Annotated in this window: 15 protein-coding genes; 12 read left to right on the top strand and 3 right to left on the bottom strand. The window is 70.6% G+C overall.

Translation table 11 applies throughout. The annotated features are described in order from the left end of the window. Positions 1-23 precede the first annotated feature (23 nt). From C8271_RS12310 to C8271_RS12295, 4 genes are all read left to right on the top strand, one after another. Positions 24-1,409, top strand: a complete 1,386-nt coding sequence (locus tag C8271_RS12310) for a dihydrolipoamide acetyltransferase family protein (RefSeq protein WP_106507536.1) — start codon at positions 24-26, stop codon at positions 1,407-1,409. A 98-nt stretch (positions 1,410-1,507) separates the two neighbouring features. After that, on the top strand, positions 1,508-2,074 hold the full coding sequence (locus tag C8271_RS12305) for a fluoride efflux transporter FluC (protein ID WP_106508061.1): 567 nt from the start codon (positions 1,508-1,510) through the stop codon (positions 2,072-2,074). Beyond that, positions 2,071-2,484: a fluoride efflux transporter FluC gene (locus C8271_RS12300; RefSeq protein WP_106507535.1), complete on the top strand. Its 414-nt coding sequence runs from the start codon at positions 2,071-2,073 to the stop codon at positions 2,482-2,484. The genes C8271_RS12305 and C8271_RS12300 overlap by 4 nt, the downstream gene beginning before the upstream one ends. After that, positions 2,481-4,262 (top strand): CopD family protein, encoded by a 1,782-nt coding sequence (locus C8271_RS12295; RefSeq protein ID WP_106507534.1) that lies wholly within the window; start codon positions 2,481-2,483, stop codon positions 4,260-4,262. The genes C8271_RS12300 and C8271_RS12295 overlap by 4 nt, the downstream gene beginning before the upstream one ends. On the opposite strand, the gene C8271_RS12290 is transcribed toward C8271_RS12295, so the two are convergent. Genes C8271_RS12290 through C8271_RS12280 form a run of 3 tightly spaced genes read right to left on the bottom strand, consistent with a single transcriptional unit; the run spans position 4,204 to position 7,568 of the window. Further along, positions 4,204-5,625: a flavin-containing monooxygenase gene (locus C8271_RS12290; RefSeq protein ID WP_245921130.1), complete on the bottom strand. Its 1,422-nt coding sequence runs from the start codon at positions 5,623-5,625 to the stop codon at positions 4,204-4,206. The genes C8271_RS12295 and C8271_RS12290 overlap by 59 nt on opposite strands. Before the next feature lie 24 nt (positions 5,626-5,649). Further along, entirely contained in the window at positions 5,650-6,474 is an 825-nt protein-coding gene (locus C8271_RS12285) for a DUF1345 domain-containing protein (RefSeq protein ID WP_106507533.1), read from the bottom strand. A 20-nt stretch (positions 6,475-6,494) separates the two neighbouring features. Then, positions 6,495-7,568 carry an N-acetylglucosamine kinase gene (locus C8271_RS12280; protein WP_106507532.1) on the bottom strand — a complete coding sequence of 358 codons (1,074 nt, stop codon included), beginning with the start codon at positions 7,566-7,568 and terminating at the stop codon, positions 6,495-6,497. 193 nt (positions 7,569-7,761) lie between these two features. Here C8271_RS12280 and C8271_RS12275 point away from each other — a divergent pair, with 193 nt between their 5' ends. From C8271_RS12275 to C8271_RS12240, 8 genes are all read left to right on the top strand, one after another. Continuing rightward, entirely contained in the window at positions 7,762-9,279 is a 1,518-nt protein-coding gene (locus C8271_RS12275) for a glycoside hydrolase family 3 N-terminal domain-containing protein (RefSeq protein ID WP_106507531.1), read from the top strand. After that, positions 9,276-10,538 carry an anhydro-N-acetylmuramic acid kinase gene (locus C8271_RS12270; RefSeq protein ID WP_106507530.1) on the top strand — a complete coding sequence of 421 codons (1,263 nt, stop codon included), beginning with the start codon at positions 9,276-9,278 and terminating at the stop codon, positions 10,536-10,538. The genes C8271_RS12275 and C8271_RS12270 overlap by 4 nt, the downstream gene beginning before the upstream one ends. 60 nt (positions 10,539-10,598) lie before the next feature. Further along, positions 10,599-11,480, top strand: coding sequence for a MurR/RpiR family transcriptional regulator (locus C8271_RS12265; protein ID WP_245921129.1), 882 nt, complete (start codon positions 10,599-10,601; stop codon positions 11,478-11,480). A 293-nt stretch (positions 11,481-11,773) separates the two neighbouring features. Then, positions 11,774-13,456, top strand: a complete 1,683-nt coding sequence (locus C8271_RS12260; RefSeq protein WP_106507529.1) for an ABC-F family ATP-binding cassette domain-containing protein — start codon at positions 11,774-11,776, stop codon at positions 13,454-13,456. 170 nt (positions 13,457-13,626) lie between these two features. Beyond that, on the top strand, positions 13,627-14,910 hold the full coding sequence (locus C8271_RS12255; RefSeq protein ID WP_106507528.1) for an O-acetylhomoserine aminocarboxypropyltransferase/cysteine synthase family protein: 1,284 nt from the start codon (positions 13,627-13,629) through the stop codon (positions 14,908-14,910). Between the two features lie 109 nt (positions 14,911-15,019). Further along, a complete protein-coding gene (locus C8271_RS12250) occupies positions 15,020-15,748 on the top strand; it encodes an HAD family hydrolase (RefSeq protein ID WP_106507527.1) in 729 nt (242 codons plus the stop codon). Continuing rightward, on the top strand, positions 15,745-16,449 hold the full coding sequence (locus tag C8271_RS12245; protein ID WP_106507526.1) for an HAD family hydrolase: 705 nt from the start codon (positions 15,745-15,747) through the stop codon (positions 16,447-16,449). The genes C8271_RS12250 and C8271_RS12245 overlap by 4 nt, the downstream gene beginning before the upstream one ends. 102 nt (positions 16,450-16,551) lie before the next feature. Further along, positions 16,552-18,471: a thioredoxin-like domain-containing protein gene (locus tag C8271_RS12240; protein ID WP_106507525.1), complete on the top strand. Its 1,920-nt coding sequence runs from the start codon at positions 16,552-16,554 to the stop codon at positions 18,469-18,471. Positions 18,472-18,595 lie beyond the last annotated feature (124 nt).

Below are 18,595 nucleotides of genomic sequence, written 5' to 3'. Positions count from 1 at the left end.
CGCCTGCGTGAGAGGATTCCCCCATGGCTTCTGCGACGATCGTTCCGATCACCCTGACCGACCCCGGTGAGGGACTCACTGAGGCGGAGATCCTCGAGATCAAGGTTGCTGTGGGCGACACCGTGGCCATCAACGACCCCGTGGTCGAAGTGGAGACCGCCAAGAGCGCTGTCGAGCTGCCCAGCCATGTGGCTGGCACCGTGGTGAAGGTGCTCGTGGCCGTCGGCGATGAGGTGCCCGTGGGCACCCCACTGCTGGAGATCGACACCGCGGGCGGATCCTCACCTGTTCCCCCGTCCGGCCCAGCACAGCAGAGCCAGGAGGAGCCGCGCACGCTCGTCGGGTACGGCAGCTCCGCACCGACCCGCCGACGTCGCCGCGCCCCCGGTGCGAACACGGCCGCGACCCACGGCCACGACGCGGATCAGCACCAGCAGGTCCCCGTTGACCGCATCCTCGCCAAACCACCTGTGCGCAAGCTCGCCAAAGACCTGGGGATCGCGCTCGCCGACGTGCTCGCCACCGGGCCCGACGGCACCGTCACCCGCGAGGACGTGCTCAGTGCACAGCAGCGTTCCCTCAGTGGCGACACCGTCACCGTGCGTGACGGCGAATACTTCCCCGACGAGTCCCCGCAGGCCCCCGAGGACCTGGGTGGCGCCATGAAGTCCAGCCGCCACCAGCCGTTCCCCGGCGTCACCACCGATGAGCGCACCACCCGCGTGCCCATCCGCTCCGTGCGCAAACGCACCGCCGAAGCCATGGTGGCCAGCGCCTTCACTGCCCCGCACGTGACCGTGTTCAACGAGGTCGACATCACCGACGGTATGCAGCTGCTCGCGCAGCTGAAGGCCTCGCGCGAGTGGAAGGACGTCAAGCTCTCCCCACTCACCCTGGTGGCGAAAGCACTGCTGGTCGCGATCCGCCGCAACCCCGAGGTCAACGCCTCCTGGGATGAAGACGCCCAGGAGATCGTCTATAAGCACTACGTCAATCTGGGCATCGCCGCCGCCACCCCGCGCGGCCTCATCGTGCCGAACATCAAGGATGCGCACCTGATGACGCTGCGCGAGCTGGCCGACGCGATCGACGAACTCGCCCGCACCGCCCGCGCCGGTCGCACCACGGTGTCTGACACTCGCGACGGCACCATCACCATCACGAACTTCGGTGTGTTCGGCATCGACTCCGGCACCCCGATCCTCAACCCGGGGGAGTCCGTGATCCTGGGCGTCGGCGCCATCAAGGACGTGCCGCGCGTGATCGACGGACAGGTCGTGCCACGCAAGGTGGTCCAGCTCGCCGCAAGCTTCGACCATCGCCTGATCGACGGCGCCCTCGGCGCTGAGCTGCTGCGGGACGTCTCCGCCGTGCTCGAGCAGCCCGCGCTGGGCCTCGTCTGGGGCTGAGGGCCTGCCCGGTGGAGGCGAGCTCCCACGACGATCACTCCGCGTCGAGTCCCTCGAGCGGTTCCGCTCGCGCCCGTGCGCGCCGCGAGGACGTGCGCATGCACACCGTGGAGATGGCCGCGCTCGTGGTGGAACCGGAGGATGAGCATGACGTGCTCGGTTCTGGCCCCGTTCCCGAGCAGCTCGCCCGCTGGCGGATCGCACTGCTGGTCGCCGCCGGTGGCGCGATCGGAGCCATCGCCCGGTGGGTGCTGGGGCTGATCGAGCCCTCCACCACGACCCCGACCCTGATCGAGCTGCCGCTCGCGACCCTGGCGGTGAACGTCGTTGGTTGCCTCCTGCTCGGCGTGCTCACCGGCGAGATCGAAGTGCGCGGCCCCGTGCGCGCCTGGGTCCGGCCCTTCGCCGGCCCCGGCCTCTGTGGCGGGTTCACCACCATGTCGACCCTTGTCCTGGAGGGATCGGCGATGGTGGGGGCGGGCTTCTCGATGCTCGCCGCGATCTACGGGATGGTCACGCTCATCCTCAGCTTCGCCGCGACAGCGCTGGGGCTCGCGCTCGGCACGCGGATCGGCCGCGCCCTGCGCACCTACGAGACGTTGCGCCCGCGCGTGGAGGCAGCGATCACGTCCGCAACGGATCCAGACCAGGAGGGCACAGCATGACGGCACTGCTGAGCGTGCTCATGGTGGGGATCGGTGGCGGCGCCGGTGCCGCACTGCGCTGGTGGATCGGTGACATGTACAGCACTCTGCAGGCCCGGCGCGCTCCCCAGGGGCAGCGCCGCACGGACTCCCCGCCGATTCCGTGGCCCACGATGATCGCGAACGTGCTCGCCTGCTTCCTCCTGGGGCTGGTGGTGGTGAACCTCGGATCGGCCGACGGCGCCGCCGCCCTCGCCTACCTGCTGCTTGCCGTCGGCTTCTGCGGCGGACTCTCCACGCTCTCGACTGCCGCCCTCGATGCCGCACAGCTCGCGCGCGGTGGCTCGTCCGTGCTCGCCACCGGGTACACGCTGCTGACGATCGGCCTGTGCATGGCCGGGCTGTGGCTCGGGGTGGTGATCGCCTCATGACCGCAGGCCGCGTCCGGCTCGGCGCCGTCGGTGTGATCGCCCTGGTGGTGTTGGCCGTCGTGGCCGTGCTGGCGGCTGCCGGAGCCGCCGGGGACAACATCGTGCTTGCTGACGCCGGCCCCGTGGTGCGGACCGCCGGACCCATCGCCGCCATGGTGGCTGATCTTGCGGCAGCCGTCGCACTGGGCGGCGCGGTGATCGGCGGATGGCTGCTGAGGGCCGACGCTGACCGCACGCGCGCGATGGGAACCGTTGCCGTCGCCGCAGGGATCGCCACGATCGCCCGGCTGCTCGGTCTGCTCACCTCCTACGCGCTCGCGACCGGCCAGTCGCTGGCCTCGGACCGTTTCGGCTCCGACCTGCCGGTGTTCGTCGCGACCGACCTGGGGTCCTGGCTGCTCACCGGCCTGGTGCTGCTGGCAGGCTCCACCACCGCCGCTCTCGTCGGCACCTCGCGGACCCATGCCCGTGCTGTGGCGATCCTGCTGGGGGCAGCCGCATGTGCGACCGCCATGACGGGCCATGCCGCCGGTGGCAGCTCGCATGAGACCGCGACCTCGACCCTGGCGGTGCATCTGCTCGGCGTCGGCGTCTGGGTGGGTGGACTGCTTGTGCTGCAGGTGCTGCCTCCCGCGCAGCGCGATGATGCCGCCGTGCTGCGTGGCTTCTCCCGCCTTGCACTCGTGGCCTGGATCGCGGTGGGCGTGAGCGGGCTGTGGGCGCTCGGCGTGCGGATGACCGCACCCGCGGATGTCCTGAGCAGCCCGTACGTGCAGCTCGGCGTGGTCAAGGCGCTGCTCCTGCTGACGCTCGCGGTGCTCGGATACGCCCAGCGGCAGCAGCTCGCTGCCCGCGTCGACCCGGACGCCCCAGTGGGACACGCGATCACCGCGTACCGGCGGCTCGCCGTGATGGAGCTGCTGCTGATGGGACTTGCGATCGCGCTTGCCGCAGCCATGAGCTCGTCACCGCCGCCCGCCGTGGAAGTGCCGCCGCCGGTGGACGCCGCCTCGCGTCTGTCCGGCTATCCGCTGCCGCCCGAACCGACTCTTCTCACGGTGCTGGGCCAGTGGCGTCCCGACCCGGCAGGGCTCGCCGCAGCCGCCGCTGTTCTGCTGTGGTTCTGGCGGCCCGCCGCACCACTCCGGCGCCGCGCTGATGTCCTCGCCGCTGTCGGGGGAGTGGCGCTGCTCGTGCTTGTCACCAGCGGTCCGCTCGCGGTCTACAGCAAGGTGCTGGTCAGCGCCCATGTTGTGCTGCATGCGCTGCTGCTGGCGGTGGGCCTGCTGCTGGGGGCCGCGGTGCAGCGCTCCACGTGGCTGCGTGACCTGCTGCCGACGCGGCCCTGGCTGGCCGCTGCTCTCGCCGCCGCGGGGCCCCTCCTGCTCATCGGCGTCTACGCGCAGCCATTCACGCTGCGCCTGGCACTGACCTCGCACGCAGCTCACATCATGCTGATGCTCCTCGCCGTCGTGGCGGGTGTGCTCACCGTGCAGGCGGTGCGCTGCGCTCGCTCGCCGTGGCCCGGCCTTGCGGCAGCTGCGGCGGTGCTGCTCGCCGCCGCCATCACGCTCGCCGTCGGCGACAGACTGCTCGCGGCCAGCTGGTTCGGTGCGACCGGGCGTCCCTGGCTCGCCGACGCGCTGGCGGATCAGCGCACCGGCGGCATAGCCCTCGTCGGCGGAACCGTGCTGGTCGCTGCGGCGGCCGCGATCGTGCTCAGGCGAACAGGCCGCGGACCGTCCGCAGACGACCCAGCAGCTGCTCCCGGTCCGTGAACGGCACGTACGGTTCGACCTGAGTCGACGCGGCGGTCTTCGCTGCTCGTCGGCGTGCCCACAGTCGGGCCAGCCGCCCCGGGCTCTCGGCAGCGGCGTGCACCGACGCGTCGCCGCCTGCACGGATTCGTCGGAACTCCTCCAGCGGGCCGGACTCGTCGATCACGGCGCGCATCAGATAGGCCGCGATGTCTGCTTGCTCCACGAGCACCGGCAGGATGCCACCGGAGACGCGTACCTGACCCAGGATCACCAGATCATCGCGATGACGCGGGAATGCGCCGAGGAACAGGTCCGGGGCTCCCGACTCGGTGGACGGCACCACATCGTCCGGCAGATAGTCCGCACCGGAGCGATAACCGGTGGCCAGAATGATGAGGTCGGGACGGTAGCCGTCGCCGCTGCCCGTGATCGCGCCGTCGGCGGTGATGCCGGTGACCTCACCGATCGGGGTGATCCGGCCTTCACGCACTCGATCCAGCACGGTGTCGGAGACGATCACGCGATCCTGCGTGAGCGGCACCGTCGGCGCCGGCAGACCAACCTCGGACGGGTCACCGGCAAGGCGCCCCACCACCGCGGAGGCGATGCGTTCGTTCAGCGGCCCCAGCAGCTCCGGCTCCCGTGCGGCGGCCACGTCGCCCGCCACCGGTCCGATCCGGCGCGGCACCACCCAGTGGCCCGTACGCACCGACCAGCGCACCTCGAGAGCGCGGCGGGCGGCGTCCACGGCGATATCTGCGGCGGACTGCCCGGAGCCCACGACCAGCACGCGCTGGCCCTCGAGGCCGTCGGCGCTGGTCCAGTCCTTCGCGTGGATCACCCGTGTGCTCGCGGGCGCCTGCTGGACCCAGTCCGGCAGGTAGGGGCGCTCACTCGTGCCATGCGCTGCGATGATCGCTCGATAGATGGTGATCTCGCCGGTGGACAGCTCCACCTGCCACACACCCTCCGAGAACGGATGCGCGCTTCGCACCTCCACACCCGGCCGGAAGTGCTCGGTCAGGTTGTAGCGTGCGGCGTAGGCGCGCAGATACTTCGCCATCTGCTCGCCGCGCAGGAACTCCGGGAACGACACCGGCTGGAGCATGTCCTCGTACTGCGTGAACGCGCGGGAGGAGATCATCTCCATGGTGGACCAGATGGGGGAGTCCTCCCGCTGCGAGTTCCAGATCCCGCCGACATGTTCGGCGCGATCGACCAGGTCGAAGGGGACCTCGAGCGCCTGCAGCGCGGCAGCCGCGGCCAGACCGGCCGGACCGGCGCCGACCACGAGCACCTTCTCGCGGGTAGGGACCTGATGGTCGAGCTCGGACATCGTGGAGCCTTCCGGGTGATGCGGGTCAGGGGTGCGCGACGGCACGAGGTCCATCCTAGGTGGTGCGGATCAGGTGGTGGTCAGCACCGAGATCACCAACGAGACACCCACGGCGATGATGACCGTGCTGGTGATATGGGCCAGCAGAGCATGGTCGCGCACCAGACGGCGAGCCCGGGCGGTCTGCGGCACGAGATCGGTGGGCCCCGATGAGGTCTGCACGAGGACCGCGGCGTACAGGTACTCCGGCAGTCCTCGCTCGGACACTGTCGTCCCAGGCAGCGAGAACCCGCCGTCGACTGCATCGGCGGCCGCGTACTCCAGCGCGTAGGTCACCACGGTGCTGAACCAGGTCGCTGCCATGGAGCCGACCGCAATGATCAGAAGAATCGTGACCGGCACCCCCTGCGGCCTGGCGATCAGCACAGCGATCGCGACGATGGCGGTGACCATCATGTTGATCACTTCGGTGCGGGCGCCGGCGCGGGATGCCCACGCGCGGTAGGCGAACACGTGCCGTCGGGCATGAGGCAGTCGAGCGAGCGCCAGCAGTCGTGCGCGCGGCTGCCCATGCGCCGCCGCCAGCGTGAAGAGGGCGAACAGTGCGGTGTACGCGCTGACGATGACCACGAATGTCAACGCCAGCAGCAAGGCTCTCTCCCGGGCGTTGTCGGCTGTGACCCAGTTGAGCTCGAGTCGCAGTGTCGGGACCACCATCCAGAACACGCAGGCCAGCAGCAGCGACATCGAAAAGCGCAGGTTCTCCGACAGCAGCAGGTCGCGCCAGCTGCACGCTCCGGTGCGCAGACCGCTCAGGCGGCGCCGCCAGCGTCGGCACAGACGCCGCGGGCAGCGCGTCGCCGCACTCAGGACGGCGGAGGCTGGGTGCGTCATCTGACTCGTACCTGATCTGCTCACCCGTGCCGCGCGTCCGCGGTGGGGTCCTCGAGCGCCGCCTCATGCGCGAGACGAACAGCGCCTGCGAGTCCGTCGGCGGCGATGGCGGTGGTGCGGCCATCGGTCTGAAGCCCGGCCAAGAGTTCATCGTGGATCGGGCCGGGGGATGTGAGCACGGACCCGGCGAGCACCACGGGCAGCTCGCGGTCAGGATCCAGACGCTGCACCGCGGAGCTGAGATGACGGATCGCGGCATCGAGGATCTGCCGTGCCACGGGGTCGTCGGGGATCTGGCCGGGCAGCGGGGCGAAGCGGCCCATCGCCGCGGGGGAGCCGACGGGCACGATCTCGTCGAGGGCGCGGATGAGGTCCTGACGCACATCGCCGGTGGGGGAGGGCGGCAGGATGCCGTCGCGCAGATCGAGATCCAATGCATCGGCTAGGCGCTCGGTGAGCTCGGTCCGCGGCCCGCGGTCGTCGATATCGGCGGCCACCGCTTCGAGGGTGCGGCGTCCGAGCCACACGGCGGAGCCGATGTCACCCAGCATCCAGCCCATGCCATCGCGTCGCTCGGTGATCTCGCGTCCGGTGAAACGCACCGCCACGGCACCGGTGCCAGCCAGCAGCAGCACCCCGTCATCACCCACATCGCCGGCGAGGAAGGCGGTGAGCAGATCCGGGCCCACGTCGATGCGGTCGGCAGCGATGCCCAGTGGGGTGAGGGCCTGGCGGAGGGCATCGAGGATCTCGCCATGGCGGGCGGCTCCCGCTCCGGACATGCCGGCGAACACGGCACAGACATCGAGCGGGCGGTCGAACGTCTCGCCCGCGACCGTCAGTGCCTCGCGCACAGGCGCCGCGATGCCGGCCACGGCGGCGGGGCCGGAGGAGCGCAGATTCGCACCGGGCCCCCGGGTGATGACGGCCCCGTCGAGGCTCGGGCCGACGGTCTCGGCGTCGGCCCCCGTGCGCTGCTCCACGGGGACCAGGGCGATGCGAGTGCTCGTCCCGCCGATGTCAGCGCCGATGACGACGCGCAGCGAGACAGTGTGCGTGCGATCGCTGCGCTCAGCAGGAGTGGTCGGCCTCACTCGGAACCCCCGTGTGTGGTAGTTTCTTCACCATCTCGTCCGCGACGAGGAAATTTTACTCCGGCGTCGATCGGGTGCCGTGCAGAGAGGCCACTGATGACGCTTGCCTCCCCCAAGGAGCTCTCATGATCGCACGACGTCGTGTGCTCGCCGCCACAGCCTCACCGTCGGTGCCGCGAAAGGTGATGCGCCGATGACGAATGCCACCCCGACCCCCGGTACCTCGAACTCCAGCACCCCGACCCGCACGGACTGGAACCGCGACATTCTCAGCCTGCTCATGGCGCCGGTCTCCGGCACCGAGTTGACCGATTTCGAACGCGAGATCCTCGCCGAAGGCGTTGGCAGCGTGATCTTCTTCGGCTACAACACGCCGGATGCCCCAACCGCCCGCGACCTCGCCCGCAGCATCCACGAGATCGCCGCTGACTGCGTGATCGCGATCGACGAAGAGGGCGGTGACGTCACCCGCCTGCAGTCGGCCACCGGTTCCTCCCTGCCCACCGCATGGGCGCTCGGAACCCTGGATGACGTGGACCTCACCCGCCGCATGGGCTGCGCGCTCGGTGACATCCTCGCCGCCTGCGACATCGACCTTGACCTCGCGCCCGTGCTGGACGTCTCCACCGATCCGGCGAACCCGGTTATCGGCACCCGCGCCTACGGCGACGAACCCGACCTCGTGGCCCGGCACGCCCGCGCGATGGCCTCCGGGCTGCGAGACGAAGGCATCGCCGTGTGCGGCAAGCACTTCCCCGGCCACGGCGCCACCAGCGTCGACTCTCACACCGCACTGCCGCGGATCGACCTGCCGGAGGCGACGTTCCGCCGCGACCATCTCGCGCCCTGGACCCTCGCCCCCTGGATGGATGCCGTGATGACCGCGCACGTCCTGGTACCGACCTTCGGCGAGGGCCCCGCCACCATTTCGGGCTGGTCCCGGGACCTGCTCGAGGAGATCAGCCTCGGCGGATTCCACGGGCTCGTCATCACCGACGCCCTCGACATGGCGGCCGTCTCCGAGGACCCCGGCTACACCGAGGCCGTGGTTCGCGCGGTCGAGGCCGGAGCAGACCTGCTGTGCCTGGGAACCTCGATCCGCCGTGACAGCGCCCAGATGGTCACGCAGGCGCACGACGCCCTCGTGGCGGCCCTCCAGTCCGGACGGATCAGCGCCGACACCCTCGCCCAGCGAGCCTCACGCACCCGCGTGCTGCTGCGTTCCATCCGCTCGCGCCGACGCTGGCTGCCCACCCCCGACCTCGACCAGGCGCTCGCCCACGCCGAATCGCTGGGCGCCGGGGCGGCCCTGCGTGCAGTCCAGGTGCGGCATGCCCGCCTCACGCTGGATCAGACGTGCGTGATCGACGTGCGTGGCGGGGGAGTGGCGCTGTCTTCGGCGCGCCGCGGCCGGCTGCTGGCCGCGCTGCATGAGCGCGGCATCGATGCCTACGAAGCAGCCGGCGGGGAAGACCTCACCACTGCATTGCGCGCCCCGCAGATCCTGGTCACCACACGGTTGGCCCGCAGCGATGCGGCGGAGCAGGAGCAGCTGGCGCGGGTGCTCGCTGTGCGACCGGACGCGATCGTTGTCCACCTGGGTGTCCCGGACGCCGCACCACGCCACGACCGCCTCGTCCTGGCCCACGGTGCCGGCCGCACCATGATGCGCGCCGCCATCGACGCCCTGCTCGCCGGCGGCGACCGGTGAGCACCGAACCCCCGGCCCGGGACAGTGCGCTGACCATCCTGGGCCTGATGTCCGGCACGAGCGTGGACGGCATCGACACCGCGGCCGTGCGCTTCCGCCGGGATCTGAGCGATCCGACGCTGCTGCATGCACAGCTCCTGCGTACGAGCGAACATGCCTGGTCAGAGCAGGATCGGGCCCAGCTGCTCGATGCCATGCCGCCCGGTGAGCTCGATGCCGCGGCGCTGTCCGAGCTGCATGCCCGGTGCGGCGCCGCCTTCGGGAGGGCTGCCGCGGTGGAGCTGCAGCAGCTCTCGGCCGACGGCGTGCGCGTCGACCTTGTCGCCAGCCACGGCCAGACCCTGTTCCACGGCGCAGGCCCGGACGGCACGGTCACCTCCACGCTGCAGATCGGTGATCCTGCCCGGATCCACGCCGCCACAGGCACACCCGTGCTCGCTGACCTGCGCACCGCCGACGTCGCCGCCGGAGGCCAGGGCGCCCCGCTCGTCCCTCTGCTGGATTCCCTGCTCGTCGCGGGCCGCGCCGACCTGCCGGGCCGCACCGCGCTGCTGAACATCGGCGGTATCGGCAATGTCACCGTGCTCGAGGACGACGGGACTATTCACGCCATCGGTGACACCGGCCCCGGCAACGCACTGCTCGATGCTGCCGTCCGTACAGCAACGGGCCAGCCCTGTGATCGGGATGCAGCGCGCGCCCGCACCGGCACCGTCGACCCCGGGCTGCTGGCTGCCCTGCGCGAGGACCCGTTCTACGCTCTGCCACTGCCGCGTTCCACCGGTCGTGAGCATTTCACCCCGGGCTATGTCGCCGCCGTCGCGGCACGGTCCGGGATCGCCCTGCCTGATCTTCCGGATCTGCTCGCCACACTGGTCGAACTCACCGCGAGCACCATCGCCGATGTGCTCGCGCCGCATCGGCCGGGGCGTGTTCTCCTCTCCGGCGGTGGCGCCCACAACCCGCTGTTGTGCGAGCGTCTGGCGGCGCTGCTTCCCGACACCGTGTGGGACACCACCGCCCGGCTCGGTCTCGATGCCGACGCGAAGGAGGCCGTGCTCGTCGCCCTGATCGGGTGGATGTCGATCCAGGGGCTGCCGGGCGTCCCCGTCGGCCGTGACGGCCGCCCTGCCACGGGCGCCCGCGCCGCCCAGGTGCTCGGCGTGCTCACGCCGCCCGTCGGCGCTCCTCGGCCCGACGGGGCGGGCCCGATCACCCGACTCCGGCTCACCCCATCCGTATCCGCGCAGGAACGCTGACATGGCCAACACCAGCCAGGGCCCGTCGGGCCGGCTCACAGAGCACGGAAGGAACGCATCGTGAACCAGCAGGTCCCCGCCGTGGAAGGCACCGTCACCGCTCGGATTCGCGCTCACCGCACCGGCCTGCAGCCCGCGCTCGGCCGCATTGCCGATGTTGTGCTCGCCGAGCCCGCCGCAGTCGCCGCCATGACGATCGCCGACGTCGCCGCCCACGCCGACTGCTCCGAGGCGACCGTGGTGCGCTTCACCAAGGAGATCGGATACACCGGGTATCGCCAGTTCCGTTTCGCCCTCCATGAGGAGACGGCCCAGCGCGCCGGTGCACCCGCCGAGGTCTACGCCACCGATATCGACCCGGCCGACGATCTCTCGGTGGTGATCGCGAAGATCGCCGCAGCGGACGCCCGCGCCGCCCACGACACCGTGGGCATGCTCGACACGGCGGTGCTCGACGCCGTCGCCCAGCACGCGGTGACCGCCCGACGCATCCTGCTGGTCGGCGTCGGAGCCTCCGCCCTGCCCGCTCAGGACCTGCAGCAGAAACTGTTCCGCGTGGGCCTGCCCGCCGTCGCCTATCTCGACATCCATCACGGCCTGCCTGCCGCCGCCCTGCTGCGTCCCGACGACCTGTGCATCGCCTTCTCGCATTCCGGGCGCACCGCAGAGACGCTCGACCTCGCCGTGGTCGCGGCCCGATCCGGTGCCCTCACCGTTGCCGTCACCGAGGCGCCGCGCAGCGTTCTCGCACGGGCCTGCGATCACGTGCTGGTGACCGCCGCTTCCGAGTCGGAGGTGCGCTCCGGTGCGACCGCCTCCCGCATCGCCCAGCTCACGGTGGTGGATTGCCTGTTCATGGCAACAGTCCGGAAGCTTCCGGACCTCGGCAGAGACGCGCTGGCCCGCACCCGCGCCGCCGTGGAATCCCGCCGCACCGAGTGAGCCGCCGCGGCTCCGCCCCCGTCGTGCACGAAGGGGAGCCGAATCGGCTGATCGATGAGGTCGTGTCACACCGACCCCCTCTGTGACGACCCGTTGTGCGTCGGCCAGACGGGTGGCCGATGCAGGACCGGTCGACCGCCGTCCGGGAATCGAATGGACCGGCAGTCGTCGGCCCTGGTACGGTCGAGGGCATGTGGAACTGATCGGCCCCGTCGCCCTGCCTGCGCCCGCGCCTCGTCGAGCCCTACTCCGAGGCCCCGGCGCGGCCCCACGCACACTCCCGGAGCTGATCGATGACCGCCACTGCCACCTCCCACGCCTCGACCGCGGCCGCCCACCTGCATCTGCGCGCCGACGGCGTCTCCTTCTCCTACCCGGATCGTCGCGTCCTCACCGACGTCTCCCTCGTGGTCCCCGCCGGCCGGCCGACCGGACTGCTCGGCGAGAACGGCTGCGGCAAGACCACCCTGCTGCGCATCCTCGCTGGCGAGCTCGAGGCCGACGGCGGCACGCTCGACCTGCCGGGCCCCGTCGGCCTCCTCCACCAGGAGCTGCCGCGCCCCGCCGACTGGACCCTCCAGCGACTGCTCGAGGACGCCCTGTCCCGGGCCCGTCGGCTCGAGGCCGAGCTGGCCGCCGCCGCAGAGGCCCTCGCCGACGCCCCGGAGGACCCGCAGGCCGCCCGCCGCTACGACGAACTCCTGGAGGAGGCCACCCTCGCCGACGTCTGGACGGCCGAGCACCGCGCCGAGGAGGTCTTGGCCGGGCTTGCCCTCGCGGACCTGCCCCGCGAGCGCATCCTCGGCGAGATCAGCGGCGGGCAGCGCGCCCGCCCCGCCCTCGCCCACCTGCTGATCTCCCGCCCCCCCACGCCGCTGCTCGACGAGCCCACCAACCATCTCGACGACGCCGGCGCTGCCTTCCTCGCTCGGCTGCTCGCCGAGCATCCCGGCCCCGTGCTGCTGGCCAGTCACGACCGTGCCTTCCTCGACGAGGCGACCCTTGCCCAGATCGACCTCGACCCGGCACCCACCCCTCTGCACCGCGAGCCGGGCGGTGCCCGCGCCTACACCGGCACCTTCTCCGACTACCTGATGGCCCGCTTCGACGAGCGCGACCGCTGGGAGCAGCAGTTCGCGCGGGAGCAGGACGAGCTGAACGAGCTGCGGGCGATCGAGGTTGCCGCGCACCGGCAGGGGAGGATCTCGGAGAAGCACTCCGAGATCCGCGGGGCCCGCAAGTTCTACTCCGACAAGGCCGCCGTGCGTGTCGCCCGCAGCGTTCGGGAGGCGACACAGCGCCTCGAACGGCTCGAACGCGAACAGATCCGCAAGCCCCCGGCCGACCTGCACTTCACCGCTATGCCCGCGGCGCCGCGCAAGGGCACGGGCCAGGTGCTGATCTCAGCCGTCGAGGTTGGCGTTGACGGGCGTCTCGCCCCCACCTCCCTTGCGCTCACCAACGGCGAGCATCTGCTGGTCACTGGCGTGAACGGCAGCGGCAAGTCGACCCTGCTCGATGTGCTCGTGGGACGACTCGAGCCGAGCAGCGGCACCGTGAACCGCCCCGCGAACCTGCGCATCGGCCACCTGCTGCAGGACGACGAGGCTCCAGCGGACATCACCGTCGGCGAGCATCTGCGCCGCGCCACCGGTATCGAGGACGAGGCAGCGGTGCCCGAGCTGTTCGGGCTCGTGCACCCGCGTGACCTGACCCGGCCGCTGACCGTTCTGTCCCGTGGACAGCTGCGCCGCGTCATGCTCGCCGCGATCCTGCTCGACCCACCCGACCTTCTTGTTCTCGACGAACCCACGAACCATCTGGCCCTGGTCACCGCGACCCGGCTCGAGGCGGCACTCGCCGACTGGCCCGGCACGGTCCTGATCGCCTCTCACGACAGGTGGCTCCGACGCCGCTGGACGGGGCGTACCCTCGCGCTCGCCCCCATGCAGGAGGAGGTCAGCCCGGACGAATGATGAGGCCGCCGCCCACGGTGGATGACGCCGTCGGCGGTCATAGTCGTTCATGAAGCTCCCCGCATCGCGGGCCCGTCGGCAACAGTGGCATCACCGCCCCGGCCGAGCGCCCACCGGGCGGTGACCGGCCGCTGTCGGTCCGAACTCAGACCGCCGACCCGGAGGATGCCATGACCACCCCGCAGCATTTCGAGACCCTCGCGATCCACGCCGGCCAGGAGCCTGACCCGGCCGCCGGATCGCTGGCCCTGCCGATCCACCAGACCACCAGCTTCGCCTTCCCCTCCACGCAGTCGGCAGCCGACCGCTTCGCCCTCACCGAGGCGGGGAACATCTACACCCGCATCACGAACCCCACGCAGTCCACCGTGGAGTCCCGGATCGCGGCCCTCGAAGGCGGGGCGGCAGGTCTGCTACTCGCCTCCGGGCAGGCCGCCATCACTCTCGCGATCCTCAACGTGGCCGGTGCCGGCGACTCCGTCGTGGTCTCCCCGAGCCTGTACGGCGGCACCTTCAACCTGTTCAAGCACACCCTCTCGACAGTCGGGATCACCCCGCGCTGGGTTGAGAACCCCGCCGACCCCGAGTCCTGGCGCGCCGCCGCCGACGACACCACCCGTGCGTTCTTCGGCGAGACCATCCCCAACCCCAAGCACGACATCCTCGACATCCGCCGCATCGCCGATGTCGCCCACGAGGTCGGTGTGCCACTGATCGTCGACAACACGATCGCCACCCCCTACCTGCTGCGTCCACTCGAACACGGCGCCGACGTCGTGGTGCACTCCGCCACCAAATTCCTCGGCGGGCACGGCACCTCCATCGCCGGTGTGATCGTCGACGGTGACAGCTTCGACTTCTCCGCCCATCCCGAGAAGTTCCCGCAGTTCACCCAGCCTGACGAGTCCTACAACGGTCTCGTGTTCACGCAGGTCCCGGCGCCGTTCGCCACCCGCGCCCGCACCAACCTGCTGCGTGACCTGGGGCCGGCGATCTCCCCGTTCAACGCCTTCCTCATCGGCCAGGGCCTGGAGACCCTCCCGCTGCGCATCGAGCGGCACGTCGACAACGCGCGTGCCGTCGCCGAGTTCCTCGAAGCCGACGAGCGCGTCGCCTCGGTCACCTGGGCATCGCTCAGCTCCTCCCCGTACAAGCAGCTGGCCGACACCTACCTCCCGCGCGGAGCCGGCAGCGTGCTCGGCTTCGAGCTGCCCGGCGGCATCGACGCCGGCAAGAAGTTCGTCGAAGCACTCGAGCTGCACTCGCACGTGGCGAATATCGGTGACGTGCGCAGCCTCGTGATCCACCCCGCCTCCACCACCCACTCCCAGCTCACCGCCGACGAGCTGGTGGCGGCGGGCGCCGGGCCGGGCTTCGTGCGCCTGAGCGTTGGCCTTGAACACATCGACGACATCCTCGCCGATCTGGAGAAGGGCCTCGCCGCCGCTGCCTGAGCAGCGTCCGCCGGCCCACCCGACACGCCGCGTCGGCGCCTCGACCTCCGCGGGGCACCGACGCGGCGTGCTGCAGGGCAGGACACGGCGTGGCTACGCTGGAGCCATCATGAGCGAGACCATCACGGATCCCACCCCGTCACGCGATCACCTGCCCACCGCCTCGAAACTGACACCTTGGCCGCCGAGCTGGGAGCCCGCCGCTGTCGTCGTCGACCTCGACGGCACCCTGGTGGACACCGAACAGCAATGGGTTCAGGCACAGGACACCTACCTGCAGTCCCATGGCGCCACCATCGATGAGCACACCCGCCGCGAGATCACCGGCCGCAGCGCCCAGACCGTCGTCGCCGCGATCGCACGGATCGTCGGTAAGGACCCGGAGGTCGTCGTCGGCGAGCTGCTCGCCCAGCACCGCGCCGATCTCGACCGCCCGCTCACCCCGCTGCCCGGCGCCCTGGAGATCCTCCGCGCGATCGCCGAGCGCAAGCCCGTTGCCATCGCCTCCAACTCACCCCGCGACCTGCTCGACAAGAAGGTCCATTCCCTCGGCATCGACGACGTGGCAGACCACACCGTTGCGATCGAGGACGTCGCACAGCCCAAACCCGCCCCCGACATGTATCGGCGTGGCGCCGAGCTGCTCGGCGCCGACCCCGCCGACTGCCTGGCGATCGAAGACTCTGAAACAGGAGCGGAATCCGCTCTGGCCGCAGGACTCCAGCTGATCTCCGTGCCCGTCATTCCCGGTCAGGACCCGCGCTCGCATCACCGCCTGACGGACCTCACCGACCCCGAGCTGCACCGCTGGGTCGAGAGCTGGACCCGCACCCGATGACGCAGCCGCAACGCGATCCCGGCAGCAACAGCACCGCCTCACGGATCGCCGCAGCGTTCGGGGACTGGACGCCGCGCGCCGTCGTCTTCGACTGCGACGGTCTGCTGCTGGACACCGAGTCGGTGTGGGAGGAGACGCAGCGGCGTGTGATCCAAGAGGTCGGTGCCCGCATCAGGGACGACGACCGCCGAGCCTTGCACGGCTCCGCTCTGGAGACCGCCGCCGCCCTGTTCGCCGAACGCTCCGGCACGGACGTGCAGATCGTGGACCGTCGGCTCCACGAGGTGTTCGATGAGCTGCTCACAGACGGCGTGCGCACCATGCCAGGAGCATTGACGACACTTCGCGCGGTCGCTGAGCGCGTGGGCGTTGGCTGCGCCTCCAACTCGTGGCTCACGGCGCTGGAGCACAAACTCACGGTGGGTGGGCTGCGTGAGCACATCACCGTGCTGCAGGCATCCGACACCGTCGAGCGACCCAAGCCCGCTCCGGACATGTATGCCGCAGCAGCGCGCGCCCTGGGCGTCGACCCCCGTGACGCGCTCGCCTTCGAGGACTCCGCCACCGGTGCGCGTGCCGCTCGCGACGCAGGGTTGCGGCTGATCGCCGTGCCCGCCCCCGGTGATCCAGCGCCCGAGGCGGACCTCGTGATCGACAGCCTCGAGGACCCGGCTCTGCACGAATGGATCAGCACCTGGTGACTGCGATTCCCGCGGTGGCTGCACCATAGTCGGGCCCTGCGCGTGGTGCGTTCTGTGTCGCGGTGTTTGGCCCCTCCCGCCCCGGCGGTGTTGACTGACCTTATGACTGCCGCCGAACACGACACCGCCGCACCCTGGAACGACCGCCCCCGCGCCTCGGAGCTGCGTGGCCGCGGCTGGTTCAACACCGGCGGAGCCGACCTGCGGCTCGAGGATCTGCGCGGCAAGATCGTGCTGTTGGATTTCTGGACGTTCTGCTGCGTGAACTGCCTGCATGTGCTCGATGAGCTGCGACCGCTCGAGGAGAAGTACTCCCAGGAGCTTGTGGTCATCGGCGTGCATTCCCCGAAGTTCGAGTTCGAGAAGGACCCCGAAGCGCTCGCCGCGAACATCGGCCGCTACGGCGTGACCCACCCGGTGCTCGATGATCCACAGCTGTCCACCTGGAGTGAGTACGGCGCGCGCGCCTGGCCCACCCTGATCGTGATCGATACGCACGGCCGTATCGCCGGCAGCCTCTCCGGTGAGGGCCATGCTGCGAATCTCGACGCGCTCGTCGGCCGACTGGTGGCCGAAGCCGAGGCTGACGGCTCCCTGCGGCGTGGCGACGCCCCGACCGTCCTCGAGGAGCAGCCCACCTCCACGCTGAGCTTCCCCTCCAAAGCCGTTGTGCTGCCGGACGGCCGACTCGTCGTCTCAGACCCCGGCCACCACCGTCTGGTCGTGTTCGAGCACGACGCGGTGACCGTTGATGAGGTGATCGGTGCGGGGCAGCGGGGCCATGCCGACGGCGATGGCGCCGAGGCGCAGTTCGCCGAACCCAACGGCCTGCTCGCCCTGCCCGCGGAGGTCGCCGACGCCGTCGGCTACGACCTGCTCGTCGCTGATACCGCGAACCATCGCCTACGCGGTGTACGAATCGGGCGTGACCGTCTGCTGCGTGCACGCACCGCCACCGAGGTCACCACCGTTGCGGGCTCGGGCGCCCAGTGGATGCAGGGCGCGCCGCTTCCCGTCGGCGGCGGTGATCCGCTGGGCTTCGACCTCTCCACCCCGTGGGACCTCACCTGGTCGCATGCCCTGAACTGTGCCGTCATCACCATGGCCGGGATCCATCAGATCTGGACCTTTGACCCGGCGGGTCGGACTCTCGCCGTTCTCGCGGGCACCACACAGGAGGGCCTCGTGGACGGTCCACTGGTGCGCTCCTGGTGGGCGCAGCCCTCCGGTATCGACGAACTCGAGGACGGCCGCCTTGTCGTCGCGGATTCGGAGACCTCCGCTGTGCGCGTGATTGATCCGTCGGCCATGCAGGTCACCACCCTGGTGGGTACCGGCCTGTTCGACTTCGGTCACGTCGACGGCCCCGCCGAAACAGCCCGCCTCCAGCATCCCCTGGGTGTGACCGCCTTGCCGGATGGACGCATCGCTGTGGCCGATACATACAACGGGGCGATCCGCCTGATCGACGAACACGGCGAGAACGGACAGGCCGACGTTGTCACCGTCGCGACAGATCTCGCCGAACCCTCCGACGCGACCATCGGCCCACCGATCGACGGCATCGGGCAGCTGCTCGTCGTCGAGTCCGGCAGGCACCGGGTCACCTGGGTGCCTGTGGCGAAGGCTGCAGAGCGTCGCATCGACGAAGGCTCCCTGCGCTCAGAACGCCCCGTCACCGAGATCGGCCGCGGCCCATTGACCGTCCGTGTGCTGTTCACCCCGCCGGAGGGACACAAGCTCGACGACTCGCTCGGCCCCTCCACCCAGGTGACGATCTCCACCACCCCGTCCGGCATGATCCGCGACGGCGGCGGCACCGATACCGCGCTCGAACGCACCGTGCACCTGGATCCCGCGCACACCGAGGGTGTGCTGCACGTCAGTGCCCGCGCCGCCTCGTGCGACGCGGACCCGTCGGTCGAGTTCCCCGCCTGCCACATGCATCAGCAGGACTGGGGTGTGCCGATCCGCATCGTCGACGGAGCCCCCACCGCGCTGGACCTGTCCCTGCTGTCCTGAGACCAGCGGGCCAGGCGCCGGTGCGAGCTCGCGAGCCCCGTGAGCCAGCGCGGCCACGCTTGACCTCAGGCCGCGCGCCAGCCATCGTGACCCCTGGCTCTGTGCCCGTCATTCTGACCTTCTG

This window comes from Brachybacterium timonense (genome assembly GCF_900258505.1).
Classification (GTDB): Bacteria; Actinomycetota; Actinomycetes; order Actinomycetales; family Dermabacteraceae; genus Brachybacterium; species Brachybacterium timonense.
The sequence above is the reverse complement of the archived record's forward strand: the minus strand, read 5'-3'. Positions and strand labels throughout refer to the sequence as shown.

Coding starts and splice junctions, on each gene's coding strand:
- C8271_RS12255 (WP_106507528.1), top strand. CDS start 13,627: ATGACCACCCCGCAGCATTTCGAGACCCTCGCGATCCACGCCGGCCAG.
- C8271_RS12275 (WP_106507531.1), top strand. CDS start 7,762: ATGACGAATGCCACCCCGACCCCCGGTACCTCGAACTCCAGCACCCCG.
- C8271_RS12295 (WP_106507534.1), top strand. CDS start 2,481: ATGACCGCAGGCCGCGTCCGGCTCGGCGCCGTCGGTGTGATCGCCCTG.
- C8271_RS12260 (WP_106507529.1), top strand. CDS start 11,774: ATGACCGCCACTGCCACCTCCCACGCCTCGACCGCGGCCGCCCACCTG.
- C8271_RS12300 (WP_106507535.1), top strand. CDS start 2,071: ATGACGGCACTGCTGAGCGTGCTCATGGTGGGGATCGGTGGCGGCGCC.
- C8271_RS12240 (WP_106507525.1), top strand. CDS start 16,552: ATGACTGCCGCCGAACACGACACCGCCGCACCCTGGAACGACCGCCCC.
- C8271_RS12305 (WP_106508061.1), top strand. CDS start 1,508: ATGCACACCGTGGAGATGGCCGCGCTCGTGGTGGAACCGGAGGATGAG.
- C8271_RS12250 (WP_106507527.1), top strand. CDS start 15,020: ATGAGCGAGACCATCACGGATCCCACCCCGTCACGCGATCACCTGCCC.
- C8271_RS12245 (WP_106507526.1), top strand. CDS start 15,745: ATGACGCAGCCGCAACGCGATCCCGGCAGCAACAGCACCGCCTCACGG.
- C8271_RS12285 (WP_106507533.1), bottom strand. CDS start 6,474: ATGACGCACCCAGCCTCCGCCGTCCTGAGTGCGGCGACGCGCTGCCCG.
- C8271_RS12310 (WP_106507536.1), top strand. CDS start 24: ATGGCTTCTGCGACGATCGTTCCGATCACCCTGACCGACCCCGGTGAG.